Annotated in this window: 15 protein-coding genes; 7 read left to right on the top strand and 8 right to left on the bottom strand. The window is 73.5% G+C overall.

The genetic code is table 11. The annotated features are described in order from the left end of the window. The first annotated feature begins 1 nt into the window (after position 1). Both FGE12_RS07185 and FGE12_RS07180 read left to right on the top strand, forming a co-directional pair. On the top strand, positions 2–1,051 hold the full coding sequence (locus tag FGE12_RS07185; protein WP_153865655.1) for a glucose 1-dehydrogenase: 1,050 nt from the start codon (positions 2–4) through the stop codon (positions 1,049–1,051). After that, entirely contained in the window at positions 1,051–1,818 is a 768-nt protein-coding gene (locus tag FGE12_RS07180; RefSeq protein WP_153865654.1) for a ZIP family metal transporter, read from the top strand. Before FGE12_RS07185 ends, FGE12_RS07180 begins: the two co-directional genes overlap by 1 nt. 8 nt (positions 1,819–1,826) lie before the next feature. On the opposite strand, the gene FGE12_RS07175 is transcribed toward FGE12_RS07180, so the two are convergent. The 3 genes from FGE12_RS07175 to FGE12_RS07165 all read right to left on the bottom strand — a co-directional run bounded on the left by FGE12_RS07175 (position 1,827) and on the right by FGE12_RS07165 (position 4,958). Next, entirely contained in the window at positions 1,827–2,525 is a 699-nt protein-coding gene (locus FGE12_RS07175) for a hypothetical protein (RefSeq protein ID WP_153865653.1), read from the bottom strand. 248 nt (positions 2,526–2,773) lie between these two features. Next, the gene (locus FGE12_RS07170) at positions 2,774–3,649 is read right to left on the bottom strand and encodes an EamA family transporter (RefSeq protein WP_153865652.1); all 876 of its coding nucleotides are present in this window, start codon (positions 3,647–3,649) and stop codon (positions 2,774–2,776) included. A gap of 64 nt (positions 3,650–3,713) precedes the next feature. Next, entirely contained in the window at positions 3,714–4,958 is a 1,245-nt protein-coding gene (locus FGE12_RS07165; protein WP_153865651.1) for a citrate synthase, read from the bottom strand. Positions 4,959–5,128: 170 nt separating this feature from the next. On the opposite strand from FGE12_RS07165, the gene FGE12_RS07160 reads away from it, so the two are divergent. The 3 genes from FGE12_RS07160 to FGE12_RS07150 are packed head-to-tail and all read left to right on the top strand — an operon-like array spanning position 5,129 to position 7,531. Next, the gene (locus FGE12_RS07160) at positions 5,129–6,205 is read left to right on the top strand and encodes a citrate synthase (protein WP_153865650.1); all 1,077 of its coding nucleotides are present in this window, start codon (positions 5,129–5,131) and stop codon (positions 6,203–6,205) included. Between the two features lie 17 nt (positions 6,206–6,222). Next, complete coding sequence (locus FGE12_RS07155; protein WP_153865649.1) at positions 6,223–7,164, top strand: 2-dehydropantoate 2-reductase; 942 nt, start codon at positions 6,223–6,225, stop codon at positions 7,162–7,164. Positions 7,165–7,204: 40 nt separating this feature from the next. Further along, entirely contained in the window at positions 7,205–7,531 is a 327-nt protein-coding gene (locus tag FGE12_RS07150) for a YggL family protein (protein ID WP_153865648.1), read from the top strand. Positions 7,532–7,586: 55 nt separating this feature from the next. On the opposite strand, the gene FGE12_RS07145 is transcribed toward FGE12_RS07150, so the two are convergent. Beyond that, positions 7,587–8,084 (bottom strand): CinA family protein, encoded by a 498-nt coding sequence (locus FGE12_RS07145; protein WP_153865647.1) that lies wholly within the window; start codon positions 8,082–8,084, stop codon positions 7,587–7,589. Positions 8,085–8,178: 94 nt separating this feature from the next. On the opposite strand from FGE12_RS07145, the gene FGE12_RS07140 reads away from it, so the two are divergent. Next, the gene (locus FGE12_RS07140; protein ID WP_153865646.1) at positions 8,179–9,006 is read left to right on the top strand and encodes a 3'(2'),5'-bisphosphate nucleotidase CysQ; all 828 of its coding nucleotides are present in this window, start codon (positions 8,179–8,181) and stop codon (positions 9,004–9,006) included. A 6-nt stretch (positions 9,007–9,012) separates the two neighbouring features. Here FGE12_RS07140 and FGE12_RS07135 read toward each other — a convergent pair whose 3' ends face one another. Continuing rightward, complete coding sequence (locus tag FGE12_RS07135; protein WP_153865645.1) at positions 9,013–9,570, bottom strand: sugar O-acetyltransferase; 558 nt, start codon at positions 9,568–9,570, stop codon at positions 9,013–9,015. A 432-nt stretch (positions 9,571–10,002) separates the two neighbouring features. Between FGE12_RS07135 and sigJ the strand changes: the two genes are divergently transcribed. Beyond that, positions 10,003–10,857 (top strand): RNA polymerase sigma factor SigJ, encoded by an 855-nt coding sequence (sigJ, locus tag FGE12_RS07130; RefSeq protein ID WP_153865644.1) that lies wholly within the window; start codon positions 10,003–10,005, stop codon positions 10,855–10,857. On the opposite strand, the gene FGE12_RS07125 is transcribed toward sigJ, so the two are convergent. From FGE12_RS07125 to FGE12_RS07115, 3 genes are all read right to left on the bottom strand, one after another. Next, positions 10,772–11,755 carry an NAD(P)-dependent oxidoreductase gene (locus FGE12_RS07125; protein ID WP_153865643.1) on the bottom strand — a complete coding sequence of 328 codons (984 nt, stop codon included), beginning with the start codon at positions 11,753–11,755 and terminating at the stop codon, positions 10,772–10,774. The genes sigJ and FGE12_RS07125 overlap by 86 nt on opposite strands. A 305-nt stretch (positions 11,756–12,060) precedes the next feature. After that, entirely contained in the window at positions 12,061–12,765 is a 705-nt protein-coding gene (locus FGE12_RS07120) for a phytanoyl-CoA dioxygenase family protein (protein WP_153865642.1), read from the bottom strand. Between the two features lie 49 nt (positions 12,766–12,814). Next, complete coding sequence (locus FGE12_RS07115) at positions 12,815–14,065, bottom strand: hypothetical protein (protein WP_153865641.1); 1,251 nt, start codon at positions 14,063–14,065, stop codon at positions 12,815–12,817. Positions 14,066–14,180: the final 115 nt, after the last annotated feature.

Here is a 14,180-nt window from a genome sequence, read left to right as displayed (position 1 = left end):
GATGCGAGCCCTCACCGTCGAGCCGAAGGTCCCGAACAGCGCGCGCCTCGAGGAGGTGCCCGAGCCGCCCCCCTCCGAGGGCGCGCTGCTCGTGCGCACCCGGGCCGTGGGCGTGTGCGGCACGGACCGGGAGATCCTGGGCGGCACCTACGGCTGGGCGCCGCCCGGAGAGAGGCGCCTGGTGCTGGGGCACGAGTCCCTCGGCGAGGTGCTCGAGGCGCCGCCCGGCAGCGGCTTCGCGCGCGGGGACCTGGTGGTGGGCATCGTGCGCAGGCCGGACCCGGTGCCCTGCGCGAACTGCGCCGTGAATGAATGGGACATGTGCCGCAACGGCCAGTACACCGAGCGCGGCATCAAGGAGCGCCACGGCTACGCGAGCGAGCGCTTCCGGCTGCACCCGGAGTTCGCGGTGAAGGTGGACCCGGGGCTCGGCCTGCGCGGCGTGCTGCTGGAGCCCGCGAGCGTGCTCGCCAAGGCGTGGGAGCACGTGGAGCGCATCGGCGAGCGCGCGCGCTGGACGCCCGAGCGCGTGCTCATCACCGGCGCCGGGCCCATCGGGCTGCTGGGCGCGCTGATGGGCGTGCAGCGGGGCCTCGAGGTGCACGTGCTGGACCGCGTGAAGGAGGGGCCCAAGCCGGGGCTCGTGCGCGCGCTGGGGGCGCACTACCACTGCGCCACGATGCGCGAGGTGGGCGAGGTGGACGTGGTGCTGGAGTGCACCGGCGTGGGCGAACTCGTCGTGGAGGCGCTCACGCTCGTGCGCCCCAACGGCATCGTGTGCCTCACCGGCGTCTCCTCGGGCGGGCGCAACATCGCGGTGGACTTCGGGATGCTGAACCGCGAGCTGGTGCTGGAGAACAACGCGGTGTTCGGCAGCGTGAACGCGAACCGGCGCCATTATGAGAAGGGCGCAGAGGCGCTCGCCCGCGCAGACCCGGCCTGGCTCTCGCGGCTCATCACCCGCGAGGTGCCGCTCTCGCGCTGGCAGGAGGCGCTCGAGCGGCGGCCGGACGACGTGAAGACCGTGTGGAGCTTCGAGCAGGAGGCGTGATGCCGGGGTGGCTGCAGGCGGGGCTGTGGGGGCTGCTCGCGGGCAGCGCGCTCCTGCTCGGGGCCGCGGTGGGCTACTTCGCGCCTCTGCCGCGCCGGCTCATCGCCGGCATCATGGCCTTCGGCAGCGGGGTGCTCATCTCGGCGCTCTCCTTCGAGCTGATGGACGAGGCCTTCCAGCAGGGCGGAGCGTGGAGCGCAGGGGGAGGCGCGGTCGCGGGCGCCGGGGTGTACAGCGCCGCGAGCATCCTGCTCGCGCGCCATGGAGCGAAGCACCGCAAGCGCTCCGGGACCCAGCAGGCCGAGGAGCGAAAGGCCTCGGGACAGGGCGAGGGCGGCGGCGGGCTCGCCATCGCGCTGGGGGCGCTGCTGGACGGCATCCCGGAGTCCATCGTCATCGGAGTGAGCCTGCTCGCGGGCGGCACCGTGAGCCTGGTGGCGGTGGCGGCGGTGTTCCTCTCCAACGTGCCGGAGGGGCTCTCCAGCAGCGCCGGGATGCGGCGCGCGGGGCGCAGCCGCGGCTACGTGTTCGGGGTGTGGGGCGGCATCGCGCTCGCCTCGGGGCTCGCCGCGCTGGTGGGCTACGTGGCCTTCCAGGGTGTGAGCCCCGCGGCCGTCGCCGTCACCAACGCGGTCGCGGCCGGGGCCATCCTCGCGATGCTCAGTGACACGATGATTCCCGAGGCCTTCGAGGGCACGCACAACCTCAGCGGCCTCATCACCGTGCTGGGCTTCCTCGCGGCCTTCGTGCTGAGCAAGACGGCCTGAGGGGAGGCCTAGAAGGCCCAGGGGTTGGTGCACTGAAGCTCGTCGAAGTAGCGCGACTCGCGCTTGCCATCGAGCGTGACGGCGACCACGCCCGGCTCGAAGTGCAGGGCCGCTTCGAGCGGGCCGTCGATGCGCTGGGGCCGGTCCGGGGCATCGAGATCCGCGTACTCGAGCCCGTCCTGGTACTCGATGACCAGGTCGCCCCAGGCGGGAGCGCAGCTTCCGGGCGACAGGATGAACTCCTCCATGCGGTACGGGCGCGCAGCGGCGCCGGACCAGAGCGCCTCGCCCGTCCCGTCGAGCGTGAAGCGCCCGCCCGAGGGCGCCCACCGCGCCGTGCCCTTGAAGCTCAGCGAAGGTGCCTCGATCTCGAAAGGTGAGTGCTCAGACGAGGGGCGTACGACGTGCCGCCCAGACCAGGTGCTCCCGTCCGCAAGTTCTGCCTGGACGTTCAGCTCCAGCTCGCCCGCGGTGTCCCGGGCGGCCGTCACCGTGTAGAGCGCGCCCTTGTCGATTCCAAAGTAGCAGCCGTTGACCTGCGGCCCATCCTCCACACGCAGCGTCGTCGAGGTCGCGCGAGTGTAGATCTCGCACCCCGTGTCTCCCCTCGCCTGGATGGCGTCCAGCGCCTGCTCCGGCGTCATCGTGGGCAGGACCCGGTCGCGCTCCAGGAGCCAGTACAGCGCGAGCCCGGAGTCGAGATGCATGCGGGACCCGCTCATGAACTTCAGCGCGTCCTGCCGAACCGCAGCCCGCTCCTGGACGCTGAGGGAGTTGCTGCAGCCGGCGAGTGCGAGAGCGAGCGAGGCGAGGGCGAGGGAGCGATGCAGCGTGCGCATGGAGCTGCGCGGCTCGCCGACCCGAGCCGCCCTTTCCCGCGCGACGATGCCCGAGCCCGCAGCGGAAGCGCAAGCGGGCGGCTGCCTCGGGGTGCGAAATATCCGAAGGCGCTCGGTTACGCCTGCACGGCCGCGCGCCGCACGCGCAGCTCGGGCAGCGCCACGCCCGCGAGCACCAGCACCACGCCCACCCAGCGCAGCGCCGTCATCTGCTCGCCGAGCACCGCAGTGGCCATCAGCGTCGCGGTGGGTAGCTCCGCGGCGCCGAGGATCGCGCCCAACCCCGGGCCGACGTGCGGCATCCCGCGCGCGAAGCACACCGTGGGGACCACCATCCCGAGGAAGCCCAGCGCGAGCCCCCACGGCCACAGTCCGTGCGTGAGCGACCCGTCCACGAGGAAGGCCGGCGGGAACACCGCGAGCGCCACCACCAGCCCGCCCGTCACCATCCACGCGCTGCGCACGAAGGGATCGATGGCGAGCGCCACCTTGCCGCTGGCGAGGATGACGGCCGTGTACGAGACAGCCGAGAGCAGTCCGAGGCCCAGCCCGATGAGGCTGAGGCTCCCCGCCCCGCCCTCCGCCACGCCGCTCGCGAAGAGCGTGCCCAGCGCGAGGACTCCGAGGCTCGCGAGCTTCTCCTTGCCCGGCCAGCGCCGCGCCTGCACCGCCTCCACCAGCACGCCCATCCAGGTGAACTGGAAGAGCAGCACCACCGCGAGCGCCGCGCCCTGGTAGCGCAGGGACGCGTAGTAGAGGCAGCCGGTGAGCCCCACGGGCGCGCCCGCGGCCATCAGCGCGAGCGCCTGGCGCGGGCTCGCGCGCGAGCGGCCCTTCGCGAGCGCGAGCAGCCAGCACAGGGCCGCCCCCAGCAGCATCTGGCTGCCGACGACCTGGCCCGTGCCGAAGCCGCGCCCGTAGGCGAGCTTCACCAGGGTGGAGAGCGCGCCGTAGCTGCAGGCGCCGAGCAGGACGAGGAGGATGGACTGCATGGGGCGCGCGGCTCTATCACACTCGCCCCCGCCTGCCACGGGGTGGGGCCTCGGAGACCCCGCTTCACGGGCCTACATAGCGGGCGCGCGGCCGCAGGAGGAACCCCGCGGCCCGCTGCTCCAGCACGTGCGCCACCCAGCCTGCGGTGCGCCCCAGGGCGAACAGGGCCGTGGCCGAGCCCGGAGGCAGCCCCGCCGCGAGCGCTGCCGCCACCAGGCCGAAGTCCGCCGCAGCCCGCTGCCCGGTCGCCTGTTCGCCCACCTGAATCACTGCCTCCAGGGTGCGCAGCGCCGGGAGCTTGGGGGCGAGCGCGAGCGCCGCCTGCACCAGGGGCTGGGTGCGTGGGTCGCCCGCAGGGTAGAGCAGGTGACCGAAGGCGAAGTGCGCGTCGCCCCGGCGCGCGCGTGCCTGCAGGGTGCTCGCGGCGCGCTCCGGGCGGCCCACCTCCGCGAGCAGCGCCTCCACCCGGTCGCAGCTCGCCCCGTGGCGCGGGCCGGACACCGAGGCGAGCGCCGCCGCGATGCACGCGTAGAGGTCCGTCCCGGTGGAGGCGGCGACGCGTGCGGTGAAGGTGGAGGCGTTGAGCTCGTGGTCCGCGAACAGCCCCAGCGCGAGGTCCACGAGGCGCACCGCCCCCGGCGTGGGACGCGCCCCCAGCGCGACGACGGCCGCGTGCGCGACGCTCGGCGCCTGAAGCGCCGCCTGCGCCCGCGACGGCGAAGCGGGCAGGGCGAGCGCCGCCGCCATGCGCAGGAGGAGCACGCGCGCCCGGGGCAGCTCCGCCTCGGGCGTGGCGAGGAAGCGGTCTGCATCGCGCGCCCCCAGCGCCGGCACCAGCACCTGCAGCACGGAGACGGGCGCGGGGGCGTTGCCCACGAGTGAGGCGAGCACTGCGCCGGGAAGCCCCAGCCCCGGTGCGCTCCACGCGGGAGGCTCCGCGGGAAGCGCTCCCGTCCACAGCAGCTCGGCGAGCGCCTCGAAGTGGGTGCCCCCCGTCGCGAGCTCCACCGCGTCGTGGCCGCGGTAGCGCAGCCGCCCGCCGCTCACCGAGGTGATGGCCGAGTCCAGCACCGGCTCGCCCCAGCGCAGCGCGCTGGCTGCCACCGGGCCGTGGCCCGAGCGCGCATCGTGGCGCGCCTTGAGCCGCACCACGTCCTCGCGCCGGTAGCGCCGCTTCTTCGTGTCCGGGCTGGGGATGCTGTGCAGGAGCCCCCGGCTCACGTACGCGTAGAGGGTGGGCAGCTTCACGTCGAGGAGCGCCGCGGCCTCGGCCGAGGAGAGCTCCGCGTCACCGTCATCCTTCGCCATGGCGTGCCTCCGGCGGCCAACGTGGATTGTCGAATCAACCTTGCGCGGACCAGTGCGCTCACTCTGCACGGAGGGTGTATCAGGCCGCGTAGGTGGATTGTCGAATCAACGTTGATGGAGCAGGGCCTCCCGTTAGACACAGGCGCAGGACCTGGTGAGGGAGGACGACGATGGAAGCGAGACGGGATGCAGTGGCGAGTGGGCTGGAGGGCGTGGTGGTGGCCGAGACGGTGCTGAGCGAGGTGGACGGCGAGCGCGGTCAGCTCATCGTGGCGGGGCACGACATCGAGGCGCTCGCCGGGCGCCGGCGCTTCGAGGAGGTGAGCGGGCTCCTGTGGACCGGGAAGCTCGCCCCTGCGCAGCTCGGCGCGGCCCGGGTGGCCGCCTTCTCGCAGGTGCCCGCACTCTCGGGGGCGCTCGCGATGCCGGACGGGATGGACGCACTGCGCGCCTGCATCGCGCAGCTCCCGCTGCGCCCCGACGCAGGCGAGGCCGAGCAGCTCACGGCAGCCGTGGCGGTGTTCGCGGCGGCGTGGGCGCGGGTGCAGCGCGGGCTCGCGCCAGTAGCGCCCGAGGCCTCGCTCGGCCACGCAGAGGACTACCTGCGGATGGTGACGGGGGAGCGGCCGCCCGAGGCGCTCGCGCAGGCGCTGGACGCGTACCTGGTGACGGTGGCGGACCATGGGATGAATGCCTCCACCTTCGCGGCGCGGCTGGTGGCGAGCACCGGCTCGGACGCGGTGTCCTCCATCACCGCCGCGGTGGGCGCGCTCAAGGGCCCGCTGCACGGCGGGGCGCCCGGGCCGGTGCTGGACATGCTGGATGCCATCGGGGAGCCCTCGCGCGCGCAGAGCTGGCTCGAGGGCGAGCTCGCCGCGGGGCGGCGCATCATGGGCATGGGGCATCGGGTGTACCGGGTGCGCGATCCGCGGGCCGCGGTGCTGGAGGCGCAGGTGGAGCGGCTCGAGCGCGCGGGAGTGACCACGGGCCGGGTCGCGCTCGCGCGGGCGGTGGAGCGCGCGGCGGAGGGCGTGCTGCGCACGCGCTATCCGAACCGCTCGCTGCACGCGAACGTGGAGTTCTACACCGCCGTCCTCCTGGACACGGTGGGGCTGCCGCGCACGCTCTTCACCCCCACCTTCGCGGTGGGCCGCGTGGCGGGCTGGTACGCACACGTGCAGGAGCAGCGGGCCCTCGCCCGCCTCATCCGTCCTGCTTCTCGCTACGTGGGCGCGCGTCCCTCGTAAGAGATAGAAGGAGGCCCATGGCGCGCTTCCTCATCGTCGGTGCGGGCGGGGTGGGAGGCCTTCTCGGAGGCCTCCTGTCCCTCGCCGGAGAGCAGGTGTCCTTCGTGGTGCGAGGCAAGAACCTCGCGGCCCTGAAGTCCGAGGGCCTGGTGCTGCGCGGTGACGCGGGAGAGCAGCGCACCGGACCGCTCAGGGCAGCAGAATCGCCGGAGCAGCTCGGCACGGTGGACTACGTGCTCGTCGCGCTCAAGACCTGGCAGCTGCCCGCGATGGCGCCGCGCCTGAAGCCCGTGCTCGGCCCGGACACGCTGGTGGTGCCACTGCAGAACGGCGTGGAGGCCGCGGCGCACCTCGCGGCGGCGCTCGGTCCGGGCCCGGTGGCCGGCGGCCTGTGCCACATGCTGAGCTACCTCGAGGCCCCCGGTGTCGTGCGGTGGTCGGCGCGGCCGCTCAGCGTGACCCTCGGCGCACTGCAGCCCGCGCAGGCCTCGCGCCTCGCCGCGCTGCAGAAGCTCTTCGAGCGCGCGGGCATCAGCGCGCTCCTGCCCGAGGACTTCGAGGCGGCGCTCTGGAGCAAGCTGCTCTTCGTCGGGCCCTACGGTGCGGTGGGCGCGGCGGCGGGCAAGCCTGCGGGCGGCATGCGCAGCGACCCCCGCACCCGCGCGCAGCTCGAAGGCGCCATGACGGAGATCGCCCAGCTCGCCCGGGCGCGCGGGGTGCGCCTGCCGGAGGACGTGGTGGGCACGGCGATGGCGCGGCTGGACTCGCTTCCGCCCGAGGCCACGGCTTCGCTGCACCGGGACATCGTGGCGGGGCGTCCGTCGGAGCTCGAGGAGTGGATGGGGGCGGTGGTGCGGCTCGGCGCGCAGTCGGGCGTGCCCACGCCCGTGTGCGGCGCGCTCTACGCCGAGCTGCTTCCGCGCGAGCGGGCAGCGCGCGCTGCGGCGGGCGACACCTGAACCATTGCGCGCCGAGCGCGGCCGGGTATAGGTGCGCGCCATGAAAAAGCGCATTCGCAAGAAGCTGTACCTGGGGGAGTTCCGCGAGCTGGGCTTCGAGGTGGGGGCGCAGTTCCGCGGGGGCGTGGACGCGGCGGGGCGCGATGCCTTCCTCGAGCGCTTCGTGGACGCGGTCGCCCGCGAGGGGCTCGCCTTCGGAGGCGGGACGAGCGCGGCGGGGCTCGACGGCTTCGTCACGCTCGATCACCGCGGCAGCGCGACGGAGCAGCACCGCGAGCGCGTGCAGGCCCTGCTCGCCGGAGACGCGGCGATTGCGAGCCCCAAGGTGGGCCCGCTCGTCGACGCCTGGCACGCCCAGCCCCAGTAACCACCGTTTCCTCCCTCTCCCGCTGGGAGAGGGTCGGGGTGAGGGTGCCGGGTTCCTACCCCGCGCCCCCCACGGCCTCCAACAAGCCGAGCCCCGCGAGCGCCGTCGAACGTTGCACCTCACGGCGCTCGCCCTCGAACTGGAACCGCTCCACCCGCGTGCCCACGCCACGGTGCACGAGCGCGAGGAACGTGAGCCCCACGGGCTTCTGCGCCGTCCCTCCGCCGGGCCCGGCGATGCCGGTCTCCGCGAGCACCACGTCCGCGGGACACCGGGCGAGCAATCCCTCTGCCATCGCGCGCGCCACCTCCGCGCTCACCGCGCCGTGGTCGATGAAGAGCTGGGTCGGCACGCCGAGCAGCTCCTCCTTCGCGGCGTTGGAGTAGGGCACCAGCGCGCGCTCGAGCACCGCGGACGCGCCCGGCACGGCAGCGAGGCTCGCGGCCGTGAGCCCGCCGGTGCTCGCCTCCACCAGCGCCACGCGCAGCCCACGGGCCCGCAGCCCCGCGATGACCCGCGCCGCCCTCTGCTCCAGCGTCTCCTGCTCACCCATGCCGAGCATCGTGACGCGGAGCGGACGCGGGATGCCAGCGCCGCGGGATGCGGGGTGACAGGTCCGGGGGCGAGGTGCATAAGAGAGCCCAGCCATGGCCTCCCTCGACACCGAGCTCCAGACGGCCTCCCTGCTCGCGCGCCAGGCGGGCGCGCTGCTGCTGGAGGTGTACGCGACCGACTTCGCCGTGGTGGACAAGGCGGGAGGGCAGGGGCCGGTGACGGAGGCGGACCACCGCGCGAACGCGCTGCTGCTCGAGCGCCTGCGCCACCACTTCCCCGGAGACGGCGTGGTGGCCGAGGAGACGAAGGACACCTCGGACGCGCGCCGCTTCTCGCGCTGCTGGTACGTGGACCCGATGGACGGCACCCGCGAGTTCGTGCGGCGCAACGGCGAGTTCGCGGTGCACGTGGGGCTCGCGGTGGACGGAGAGGCGCGCCTCGGCGTGGTGTACCGGCCGGTGGGCGACCGGCTCTACGCGGGCGTCGTCGGCGAGGGCTGCTGGCTCGAGGCGGAGGGTGCGCGGAAGCTCCTGCGCGTGCAGGACACCGGTGAGGGCGCGCCGCGGCTCGTCGTCTCGCGCTCGCACCGCACGGTCTCCTCTCCCGTCCTGCGCGAGCAGCTGGGCGTGGGGGCGGTGCGCGAGAGCGGCTCGGTGGGCCTCAAGGCGGGCCTCATCGCCGAGGGCGAGGCGGACATCTACGTGCACACGAGCCCCCAGAGCTACCGCTGGGACGCGTGTGCGCCGGAGGCCCTGCTGCGCGCGGCGGGTGGCGTGTTCACGGACCTCGCCGGGAAGCCGTACTCCTACGACGGCAGCGAGCTGCAGAACCTGCGCGGCCTGCTCGCGGGCACGCCGTGGGCGCACGCCGCGGTGCTGCCGCGCGTCTCCGCGCTCGCGCCCGGACTCGCGAAGCGCTGAGCGCAGCTACTCCGTGATCTCGCGCACGACGCGGCACGGATTGCCTGCGGCGAAGACCCCGTCCGGGATGTCGCGCGTCACCACGCTGCCCGCGCCGATGACGGCGCGCGAGCCGATGCGCACGCCCGGCAGGATGAGGGCGCCGCCGCCCACCCACACGTCCGAGCCGATGGTGACCGGCTTGCCGTACTCCTGCTTGCGGCGCAGCTCGGCGTCGAGCGGGTGCATGGGCGTGAGGATCTGCACCGCGGGCCCGAAGAGCGTGAAGTCACCGATGCTGACGCGGCACACGTCCAGCACGACGCAGTTGAAGTTGAAGAAGACGCGCTCTCCCAGCTCGATGTTCGTGCCGTAGTCGCAGAAGAAGGGCGGCTGCATCCACACGGAGTCGCCACCCCGGCCGAAGAGCTCCCGCAGGATGCGCCGCCGTTCCTCCGCCTGCGCCTCGCGGGTGGCGTTGAGCGCCTGGCAGAGGTCGCGCGCACGCACGCGCCCCGCGACCAGCTCCGCGTCCATCGGGTCGTAGAGCTCCCCGTCGAGCATCTTCTGGCGCTCGCTCTTCATGCGTGCTCCCCGTGCGGTGTGGCCGCCGCGTCCGCCGCCACGAGGCAAGGTACGCATGGACTTCGGGAGCGCCTGCCGGCCGGGTGCGGGGTAGGCGTGCAACCGGCACCGGCACCGTGCGGGCCGCCGCAACACTTCTTCACCGTCCGGACATCCCCGCGTCACGGTGCAGCCCTAGATCCGCGGGTGCCGAATGGACGACTCATTCCCGGAGAACCCGATGGACCTGCTCCTCTTGCTGTTGCTGCCGTCCCCTGCCCCTCGCCACGGCGTCCCGGACTCGCAGAGCGTGGCGAACGACGACCGGGAGGTGGCGCCAGAGGATTCCCCCGCGGGACGCGGCCCCCGGAGGGGGGCTGCAGGGGCGGACTGTCACGTGCAAACGCCCGCGCTCGTCTAGTGTCCTGGCCCCCGGGGCCAGGGAGGCACGAGATGCAGACGCAGGACGAGTTCGTCGCGCACCGCAGCAAGCTCCTCTCGCTCGCGTACCGGATGCTCGGCTCCAAGGCCGAGGCGGAGGACGTGCTGCAGGAGGCCTGGCTGCGCTGGAGCACGGTGGACCCGTCCACCGTGGAGTCCAGCGAGGGCTGGCTCACCACCGTGGTCAGCCGGCTGTGCATGGACCAGCTCAAGTCGGCGCGTGCGAGGCGAGAGCAGTACGTGGGGCCGTGGCTGCCGGAGCCCGTGCTCACGCGCGAGCCCGTGGACTCCGGCGCCATCTCGCTCGCCTTCCTGGTGCTGCTCGAGAGCCTCGGCCCGGTGGAGCGCGCCGCCTACCTCCTGCACGAGGTGTTCGACTACCGCCACTCGGAGATTGCGCGCATCCTCGACAAGGACGAGGCCGCCGTGCGCCAGCTGGTGCACCGGGCCCGCGCGCGCGTGCAGGAGGGGCGGCCGCGCTTCGCGCCCTCGCGCGAGGAGCACCAGCGCATGCTCGAGGCCTTCTTCCAGGCGGTGTGGAAGGGCGACGTGGAGGCAGTCGAGGCCGCGCTGACGAAGGACGCCACGCTCTGGGCAGACAGCAACGGCAAGGTGCGCGGCGCAGCGAGCAAGCCCGTGCACGGTGCCGCCGCCATCGCCCGTTTCCTGGTGGGCCTGCGCCAGAAGTTCCCCGCCCCCACGGGCCTCACCGTAGGGACGGAGGAGGTCAACGGCTGGCCCGCCATCGTGGGCAGGGTGGGCGGCACCGCGGAGTTCGTCATCACGATCGAGACGGATGGAGCGCAGATCCACGCCCTGCGAAACGTGGTGAATCCGGAGAAGCTGCGCCTGCAGTCACTAGAGTGACCAGGGCCTGCCAGCTCTCGCGTGCGCTCGCGTAGCGGGGCGTCCACCCGGTCGCCTCGCGTAGCTTCCGGTTGGACATCCGCTGCGAGCGCGACAGCAGCTCCATCAGTGAGCCGCCCAGGCGCGAGGTCCACGCCGGCAGGAAGCGCGGGGGTGGCACGCCGAGCGTCTCCGAGAGCAGCGCGGCCCACTCGCCGCGGCGCAGGGGCTCGCTGTCCACGACGTTGTAGCGCCCAGCAGGCGCGCGCAGCGCCGCGACCACGGCGCTCGCCGCATCGTCGTGCGACACGGTGGCGAGGAAGGCCTCGCGCCGTCCCGGCAGGGGCATCCAGCCGCGGCGGAGCACGTCCAGCGTGCTGGGCACGTGCAGGGCGTCCGGGCCGTAGAAGGCGGCAAAGCGCAGCACCACTCCAATGCCGCCCGCCCGGGTGAAGCGCTCGGCCGAGGCCTCGGCGTCGAGCACCGAGCGGTTGTAGCGGACGGGGCGCATCGGCCACTGCTCGTCGATCCACGCCTCGCCCCCGTCCTCGTAGAGGGGCGCGAAGGACTCCTGGACGAAGCGCTCCACGCCCGCCGCGAGCGCGGCATCCACCAGGGCCGCTGAGCCCAGGCGCCGCACGCGGTCATTCTCCCGCCACGCGCTGGGCAGGAGCATGCGCGCCCCGGGGGCCGGGATGTGCGTGGCCAGGTTCACCACCGCCTGGTGCCCGGCGAGCGCGTGGCGCAGCGCGTCGCGGTCGAAGAGGTCCACCGCCACGCTGCGCGCGCCCAGCCGCTCCAGCTGCGCCCGCTTCTCGGCGGTGCGCCCCACCGCCGTGACGTCCACTCCTGCCGCGACGAGCTGGGGAACCACCCGCCGACCGATGACGCCCGTGGCGCCCGTGACGAAGACCCGCATGTGCTCGCTCCTCCCGAGGTGCGGTGCCGGCCCTTCCGGCACCCTTCACGCACGAGACGAGGCGACCGGCCGCAGCGTGACAGGTGCACTCCTGGCGCCGCGCTCCGCGCACAAACCTGACATCCCCCTGTCACGGCCCGGGTCCATTGTTCCTCTCGTCGTATGCACCCCGGCGACCGGAGAACCCGATGGACCTGCTCGTGCTGCTGATGCTTCTTTACGTCCCGCCGCGCCGCTCATTCGAGGAGCCCCGCGACGCAGCGAACGACGACGCGGAGGGGGAGGAGCCAGGCCCGCAGCCGGGCTCAGGCGTGCTGCCACCGCCAGGAGAGTCCCTCCGGGAGCGATGCGGACGCGAGCTCGAGGTGTAGTACGCGCCGATGTCCCGGCCTCACTGCGGGCGAGGAGGCGTGCAGCAAGAGCGGGTGGAAGGCGAGCACTTCGCCTCGCTGCGCGGTGCAGACCGATTCGGGCCGGGTCTTCAGCGCATCGATTTGCGTGGCGCTGAGAATTCCCGCGCGGTGGGAGCCCGCGATGACGCGCAGCGGGCCGTTGTCCGCGGCGCAGTCATCGAGGTGGATGCGCAGAGAGAGCATTCGCTCGAGGAGCTCGCGCGGCGCGTGGCAGTGCGTCGCACCGGCCTTCGTCGTCCAGGGACCGAAGCCCGCGACCTCGCGGCGCTCCCTCACGGCGATCGTCAGGTCCTGGTGCCAGGGGACCTTCCAGTTTGCTCGCGGCGTCTTGTCGAAGAAGAGGGCGCGCACGGTAAAGCAGCCGCTGCCCAGCACTGCCTCGGCGAGGCGGCGCACGGGCTCGGAGCTCGCGAGGGACTGCACCTCGGGGACGCGGTCGAGGACGTCGCGCTGTCCGCCGCGGCGACGGTCGTCGTCGTGTAGGGGCTCTGCGAGCGCGGTGCAGAGGTCCGCGAGGGTCTCGGGAGAGATCGCTGAGGGAACGAGCGCGAAGCCCTCCTGCGCGAGTGACTGCGTGAAGTGGGCAAGGTCGGGCATCGGGTCTTCCGTCCCTCTCCCAGGGGGAGAGGGGACCGCTTCGCGAACGCTACCGGTGCGGGTCGCAGGCGGTGCGCAGCGGGTCGTCGCGATAGGGGCCCTGCTTGCCGTAGGCGACCGCGGCGGCGCTCTCGTCGAGCGGCACCGGGGTGAGCTGCGTCACCGCGCCCCCGGCCTTCCACGTGGCCTTCGCGCCGTCCGAAGAGAACTGCAGCGAGCCCTCGGGCGTGAGTAGCAGCGTGCCCGCCGCATCGCTCACCGCGTCGTTGAGCGCGAGCTCGCGCATCTTCCCCTTGGCGCCCACGAAGAGCCGGTAGACGACGCCATCGTCCGCCGACGGCGTGGGCACGCCCTCCGTCTCGCGAGGTGCATCCACCAGGTAGTACGTCCCGCTCTCGTCGCGGGCGAGCGCGTGCACCTGCCGCCGCCAGCGCGGGCGCAGCAGCTGCGCCTTTGCGAGCAGCTTCTTCGCCTCGGGCGCGGGCACGGCCTTGTACGCCACCGCCTTGTCCCCGCACTGCAGCGCGTACTTCTTCTCCTTGAAGGAAAGGCTGCGCTGCCAGCCGTCGCGGATGCGCGGATCCCAGAACACGTAGTCGAACTCCGTGTCCCCGCTCGCGCTCGAGCCGATGACGCGCTGGGCGTAGAGCCGCTGCGCATCGCCTGCGAACAGCGGCGTCTCCGTGCTCCCGTAGGGCGCCACGGCCACGTAGTGCCCGCTCCCATCCGTGAGCAGCGTGAGCTTCTCCGGGCGCGGGGTGAAGGGCGTGTCCTCACCGCCGCTCGAGGCCTTCGCGGCCTCCGCCGTGGGCGCGGGCGCGCTCGGCGCGGCCGCGACCGTGTCCGCGCGCTGGGGGCCGAACAGCTCCGCGACCATGGCGGGCAGCACGTCCAGCACGTCGTCGATGCCGCGGTCCTTGAGCCGGCGCGTGGCCTGCACCACCTGCCCGGCGTTGCGCGCATCGAGCAGCTTCAGGTTCACCAGCCAGCTCTGCCCCAGGTGCGCCACACTGCCCGCGAGCAGCTGGTCCACTCCCAGTGCGCTGGTCGCCTGGGTCGCGCAGGCCCCATCCCCGCAGCCGAGCACCGCGCGCTGGCGCTCCACGGCGAGCAGGCTCTGGACCTCGTCCGGGGTGAGCAAGGACGTGCCGGGGCGCTTGCGCACCTCGGCCACCACCGCCTCGGTGACGGCGCGTGCAGTCGGGGCGCTCACGCCCTCGCCGGCCTCCAGCGGGAGCACGGCGATGCGCGGGTTGGCGGCAGTGAGGACGAGGGTCAGGACGGTGAGAGCAGGGCTCATGGGCGCACCGCCCGTCTTAGCAACCGCGCAGGGAATGGGGCAGGGGGGCCTGCCGTTCGCGGGGCCTGGACGCAGGCCCCGCAGAGGCGGGAGCATGTGTGCCCCTCACCTCAAC

The sequence above is a fragment of the Aggregicoccus sp. 17bor-14 genome (genome assembly GCF_009659535.1).
Taxonomy (GTDB): domain Bacteria; phylum Myxococcota; class Myxococcia; order Myxococcales; family Myxococcaceae; genus Aggregicoccus.
This window is presented reverse-complemented; position numbering and strand designations above follow the sequence as displayed.

Coding starts and splice junctions, on each gene's coding strand:
- FGE12_RS07185 (WP_153865655.1), top strand. CDS start 2: ATGCGAGCCCTCACCGTCGAGCCGAAGGTCCCGAACAGCGCGCGCCTC.
- FGE12_RS07150 (WP_153865648.1), top strand. CDS start 7,205: ATGAAAAAGCGCATTCGCAAGAAGCTGTACCTGGGGGAGTTCCGCGAG.
- FGE12_RS07140 (WP_153865646.1), top strand. CDS start 8,179: ATGGCCTCCCTCGACACCGAGCTCCAGACGGCCTCCCTGCTCGCGCGC.
- FGE12_RS07125 (WP_153865643.1), bottom strand. CDS start 11,755: ATGCGGGTCTTCGTCACGGGCGCCACGGGCGTCATCGGTCGGCGGGTG.
- FGE12_RS07120 (WP_153865642.1), bottom strand. CDS start 12,765: ATGCCCGACCTTGCCCACTTCACGCAGTCACTCGCGCAGGAGGGCTTC.
- FGE12_RS07170 (WP_153865652.1), bottom strand. CDS start 3,649: ATGCAGTCCATCCTCCTCGTCCTGCTCGGCGCCTGCAGCTACGGCGCG.
- FGE12_RS07175 (WP_153865653.1), bottom strand. CDS start 2,525: ATGCATCTCGACTCCGGGCTCGCGCTGTACTGGCTCCTGGAGCGCGAC.
- FGE12_RS07145 (WP_153865647.1), bottom strand. CDS start 8,084: ATGGGTGAGCAGGAGACGCTGGAGCAGAGGGCGGCGCGGGTCATCGCG.
- FGE12_RS07115 (WP_153865641.1), bottom strand. CDS start 14,065: ATGAGCCCTGCTCTCACCGTCCTGACCCTCGTCCTCACTGCCGCCAAC.
- FGE12_RS07160 (WP_153865650.1), top strand. CDS start 5,129: ATGGAAGCGAGACGGGATGCAGTGGCGAGTGGGCTGGAGGGCGTGGTG.
- FGE12_RS07165 (WP_153865651.1), bottom strand. CDS start 4,958: ATGGCGAAGGATGACGGTGACGCGGAGCTCTCCTCGGCCGAGGCCGCG.
- FGE12_RS07135 (WP_153865645.1), bottom strand. CDS start 9,570: ATGAAGAGCGAGCGCCAGAAGATGCTCGACGGGGAGCTCTACGACCCG.
- FGE12_RS07155 (WP_153865649.1), top strand. CDS start 6,223: ATGGCGCGCTTCCTCATCGTCGGTGCGGGCGGGGTGGGAGGCCTTCTC.
- sigJ (WP_153865644.1), top strand. CDS start 10,003: ATGCAGACGCAGGACGAGTTCGTCGCGCACCGCAGCAAGCTCCTCTCG.
- FGE12_RS07180 (WP_153865654.1), top strand. CDS start 1,051: ATGCCGGGGTGGCTGCAGGCGGGGCTGTGGGGGCTGCTCGCGGGCAGC.